Consider the following 4866-nt stretch of genomic DNA (forward strand, 5'->3'; position numbering starts at 1 on the left):
CTCTACGGCCTGACGCGCAACGCTCTCGGGGTGCTGCTCCGCGTACGCGGCGACACGGCGAAAGAGGTGGAGCTCCTCGTCCTACGACACCAGGTGGCGGTGCTGCGGCGCCAGGTCCACCGTCCGACCCTGGAACCGGCAGATCGGGTAGATCCTGACGGCGTTGTCCCGGCTGTTACCCCGGACCCGCTGGGACGTTTTCTTCGTCACTCCGGCCACCGTGTTGCGGTGGCCGGAGTGACCTCCTCACCCGGAAATGGACCTATCCACGGAAGTCGCCCGGTCGGCCACCGGTCCGCCGCAAGATCCGTGATCTGGTTCTGCGCCTCGCGAAGAAGAACCCGACCTGGGGTCACCGGCGGGTGCGCCGTGAGGCGCCAATTGATCGAACAGGGCTGGGAGACCTTCGTCGCTGTCCTGTCATGGTAGGGCGGTGAAGCTGGGGGCAGCCTGATCCGGGAGGTGCCGGTGAGGGTGGCGGTCGACTTCTTCCACGCGGACTGCGCCGTGACGCTCCAGCGTCCGTACCGCTTGTTCGTCATGGAGGTCGGCTCCTGCTCCGTGCACCTCCTTGGGGCCCCGCCAACCCGGACGGGCCCTGGACCACCCAACAGATCCGGAATCTGCTGATGGACCTCGGCGACCGGGCGGCCGACGTCCAGGCCCTGGTCCGTGACCGCGCCGGGCAGGTCACCGCATCCTTCGACGCGGTCCTCGCCGACGCCGGCATCACCGCGGTCACGATCCCACCCCGAGCTCCCCGCGCGCTCCACCTCCAACCGCCGCGGCCCGACCACCCGATCACTGACGTCACGACGGGACACATCAAGCGTCGGCCCGTCCTCGGTGGCCTGATCAACTAATACGAACGAACGGCCTAAAACCCCAGGTCAACGCCGATAGCCGAGTTCTGGCACCCAACAGGTTCTACATAAGCCTCGTAGTATCTACCTGTAGCTTCGGGGTTTCTTTCTCAGGAATGACTGTCACTCGGGCCGAGTGTGGTGAGCAATGCCGTTAGCGCGACCCTCTCGCTGTTCGAGTTCGGACTCGTTGCCCGGAGGGCGCGCAGCACCGTATCAATCTTTCCGTCGATCTTGGTCCACGCAGCCTTGTCCTTCGGTTTCAGACGCGCTTCGGCGTTGTCCCACGCGATTTCGAGATCACCGATGCGGGCCGTAGCGCCAGACTGGTTGCCGGCGTTCAGGAGATCCAGCGTGTCCTGTGTGATTTTTCGGAACTTCGAGAGGTCTCCGAGGGGCGAGAGCTGTGCTGGCTGACTTCTGCCGGGGATCACTGCCTGGCTTGCGCCGGGGATCACTGTCTGGCTTGCGCCGGGGATCACTGTCTGGCTTGCGCCGGGGATCGACTGCACGGCGGCAGCCGAGTTTGACGTGTCTTCTTGAAGCGAGGACTTGCGCAAGAAGTATCCCGTCCCTGCGGCGATGAGGACGAGCGCCACGACGACGACTGTCTGCCACAAGCCTCCTCGTTCCATTGCCTCGTCAGTGTCAATGGCAGAGGCACTCGGGATGACATCGGCTTTCGTCACCGAGAAATAGGTAACGATGCCGAGAATGCCGGCCACGAAGATCAGGCTCGTCACCGTCGCACCCAGGCCCAGCCCGCCCTGGCCCGATGACTGAGAGAGGTAGTCACCGATCGATGCTCCAAGCGGGCGGGTCATGATGTAGATGATCCAGAAGGAGAGAACCGAGTTGAGTCCGAATCGCCATGCGACCGCAATGATGGCGATCAGCGATACCACGATGATTCCCGTCGCCAGGTAGCCGAGCCCAAGCACCTCGGCCATGAGATCGCCGGTCGCCGTGCCGAGCGCGAAGGTGACGAGAATCGTCAGCCAGTAGAACGCCTCTCGCCGTCTGGTGAAGATGGAATGAATGGAGAGCGTCTTCTCGATCAGGTACCACACGAGGAAGGCGAGAGCGAGAAGAACACCGAAAATCAGGGTGCTCGCTTCGAGTGGCAGACCGATACTGTCCGTGAGATTGTCGGTTACCAATGTGCCGAAGACGCTCACGAGCGCCACCGCCAGCCAGTACCTGCTCGGTATGTACCGATTCGCCCTGAATTGGAAGATCAGAGCGGCGACGAGCAGGACGCCTGTGACGACGGACGTACCGGTCAGACCGAGGTTCAGGTTGACGTTGAGGAAGTCAGCGGCCGATTCACCAACCGTCGTGCAGAGCACTTTGATGATCCAGAAGTAGATGGTGACTTCTGGAACTTTGTTAAGGAGTTGGCGATTTGGTGCGAGGGTGCGTGGTGAAGTCATGGGGATGCTCGGTGAAGTCATCGGGCTCTTTCTCGTTCTCGGTTCGGTCGCCGCGGCGGAAGAATCTGGGACGAGGGTGAGCCAAGCCGCGACTTGTCGGACATTAGGGCACGCCAGGCCAGCCATGGGTCGGACAGGGTAAGCGGGCGGGAAACTCTGTTAATGAGCAGCTGCGGAGTCCTGAGGCATCCGCCGCGTGGTTGGACTCGGGAGTGACAGGTGAGCTGCACGGACGCCTGCGTGGTGGATGCCGCGGTACCTGCTCGACTACAGGCAACCGCTGTCACCGGGGCAGGCGGTCGTGGTCGCTTCCCGCGCGGGCGTCGGGCCGCCGCCCGGGTCTGGTCTGGCGACGGTATTCCCGGACTACCGGAACGGCGGACACCACCACGATCAGCAGCGTGATCGGGATGATGTACCGGTCGATCGAGATGGACCGTCCAAGGGTGTAGCCGAGCAGGGTGACGCCGAGCGACCAGATCAACCCGCCGGCGACGTTGAACAGGGTGAAGGCCCGGGCCGGCACGCCCACCACACCGGCCACCGGGTTCATGAAGGTGCGTATGACCGGCACGAACCGCGCCAGGATGATCGCCTTTCCGTAGCCGTACCGGTCCAGGAACTCCTGGGTCCGTTCCACGTTCTCCTGTTTGAACAGCCGGGAGTCGGGTCGGTTGAACAGGACCGGGCCGGCCCGGCGGCCCAGCAGATAGCCCGTCTGTGCGCCCACCAGCGCCGCGACGGCCACCCCGGCCAGCACGGAGCCGATGTGGAAATGCGGCTGGCCGGCGGTAGTGCGGGTCGTGCTGTAGGCGCCGGCGAGGAACAGCAGGGAGTCACCCGGAAGGAAGAACCCGAGGAGCAGGCCGGTCTCGGCGAACACGATGACGGTCAGACCGGCAAGGCCGAACGTCGAGGCCAGTGAGGCGGGGTCAAGAATATTGAGTGCGAGTGGACCAGACAGCGCAGGACTTCCTTTCCATCGTTTCCGGCCGGATCCTGCCCGCAGTTGACCGTCTCACGGGCAGAGCGCCTCGGGGCCTGCGAAATCAGAATGAGAAGGGACCGAACCTCAGCACGGACACGAATCCGACGGCGAGACAGTAGAACGCGAACGGGGTGAGCGTCCGGGTTTCGAACCAGCGGCTGAGGAACCGCACCGACAGATAGGCTGCGACACCCGCGACCGCCGCCCCGAACAGGGTCTGCCCCCGTACCCCGTTGCCGAGCGGGCCGAACAGATCCGGCAGCTTGAGTAGGCCCGCAGCCAAGATCACGGGGGTGGCCAGCAGGAACGCGAACCGAGCCGCGTCCTCGTGGGACAGGCCGCGGATCAAACCGGCTACCATGCTCACGCCCGATCGGCTGATCCCCGGTGCGAGTGCGGCGGCCTGGGCGAAGCCGACAACAAGAGCGTCCTTCACAGAGAGCGTGGCCAGTCTCTGATCGGCAGCCAGGTCTGCGGCGGCGCCGACGGACAGCGGCGCCGGGTCGGCCGATCCCGGGGTGGCGCCTTCAGAAGCGCCCGTGGCGGGCGTCGGAGTCGGTTTCCCAGCGGTGAACCTGCCCGTGATCGGCGCTGCCATCACCGGAGCGGGCGCGGACCCGGGTCCGCCGGGCGCCGTGTTCCTCCGCCGCAGCCGCTCCCCAGCGAGCAGCACTCCACCGTTGACGGTCAGGAACAACGCTGCCGACAACGGTTTGCCGAGCGTGGTGCGGAAAGTGTGCTCCAGCAGGAGACCGCTGATTCCGACCGGAATCGTCGCGATAATCAGCAGCCAGCCGAGTCGCTGGTCGGATGTCTGGACCCGGCGGTCCCGTACCGATATCGTCAGACCACTGGTGATCCGGACCCAGTCGCGCCAGTAGAACGTGATCAGAGCGATCGCGGTAGCGACGTGTACGGCGACGATGAAGGCCAGGTAGGGCGACTCCGGCGCAGAGACGTCCAGGTCCCGCGCCCAGCTTCCACCGATCCACGCGGGGACGAGCACGCTGTGCCCGAGACTGGATACCGGAAACAGTTCCGTGATCCCTTGTAGGAGACCGATCGCGCCCGCCTCGACGAATCCGAAATGCCCCATCGGCGCCGTCCCTTCTTCCGGCGAGGCGTCAAGCCCGCCTGATTCCCGACGTGGCAGTCCGGCCGCGACTGTCTGCCCGCCGAGCGGCGGGTCGGTTCACGATGCCGAAAGGATCATGTGAAAACGGTGTACGCCGAGCGGGCGATCGGGGCCGTCTACGCTCTGAGTGGCCCCCGGCGTTAAGAGCGTGTCTCACGTGGGGAGTTTCTTCCAGCAGATCAGTGCGGCCGCGAGGGAGAGAAACCCGAGGAAGTTGCGGCCGTCGCGTTCGTAACGGATAGTCAGCCGGCGATAACCATCGAACCAGCCGGATGGGTCGGCCGCGCAGCGAGGTGCCAGCCCGAGGGCTGGTCCTTTTCCGCGCGGCCTCCCGCCGAACCGGACGTGATGGTTTCCCGATCATCCGGCTCTCCGGTGACTACTGCGTGAGCGGTGTAGCGGGCCGCCCCTTGTGGATCTGGCCGTGGCAGGTAGCGCAGACCACGA

At 65.0% G+C, this 4866-nt stretch carries 4 protein-coding genes and 1 pseudogene; 1 reads left to right on the plus strand and 4 read right to left on the minus strand.

The features are described 5' to 3' along the window. A pseudogene (locus AC5LUJ_RS22995) lies at window positions 1–863 on the plus strand (hypothetical protein); the annotation flags it as partial. Between the two features lie 110 nt (window positions 864–973). On the opposite strand, the gene AC5LUJ_RS23000 reads toward AC5LUJ_RS22995, so the two are convergent. The 4 genes from AC5LUJ_RS23000 to AC5LUJ_RS23015 form a co-directional block, all read right to left on the minus strand. Beyond that, a complete protein-coding gene (locus tag AC5LUJ_RS23000; RefSeq protein ID WP_493465749.1) occupies window positions 974–2296 on the minus strand; it encodes a COG4705 family protein in 1323 nt (440 codons plus the stop codon). A gap of 283 nt (window positions 2297–2579) precedes the next feature. After that, window positions 2580–3179: a DedA family protein gene (locus AC5LUJ_RS23005; RefSeq protein ID WP_250285355.1), complete on the minus strand. Its 600-nt coding sequence runs from the start codon at window positions 3177–3179 to the stop codon at window positions 2580–2582. 166 nt (window positions 3180–3345) lie between these two features. Further along, window positions 3346–4380 carry an undecaprenyl-diphosphate phosphatase gene (locus AC5LUJ_RS23010; protein WP_250285354.1) on the minus strand — a complete coding sequence of 345 codons (1035 nt, stop codon included), beginning with the start codon at window positions 4378–4380 and terminating at the stop codon, window positions 3346–3348. Between the two features lie 281 nt (window positions 4381–4661). After that, the coding region (locus AC5LUJ_RS23015; protein WP_493465750.1) for a hypothetical protein at window positions 4662–4866 on the minus strand (205 nt) is incomplete at its 5' end.

Source organism: Protofrankia sp. CiP1_Cm_nod3 (assembly GCF_982290655.1).

Excerpts from the sequence above, each read along its gene's own strand:
- AC5LUJ_RS23000 (WP_493465749.1), bottom strand. The coding sequence starts at position 2,296 with ATGACTTCACCACGCACCCTCGCACCAAATCGCCAACTCCTTAACAAA.
- AC5LUJ_RS23010 (WP_250285354.1), bottom strand. The coding sequence starts at position 4,380 with ATGGGGCATTTCGGATTCGTCGAGGCGGGCGCGATCGGTCTCCTACAA.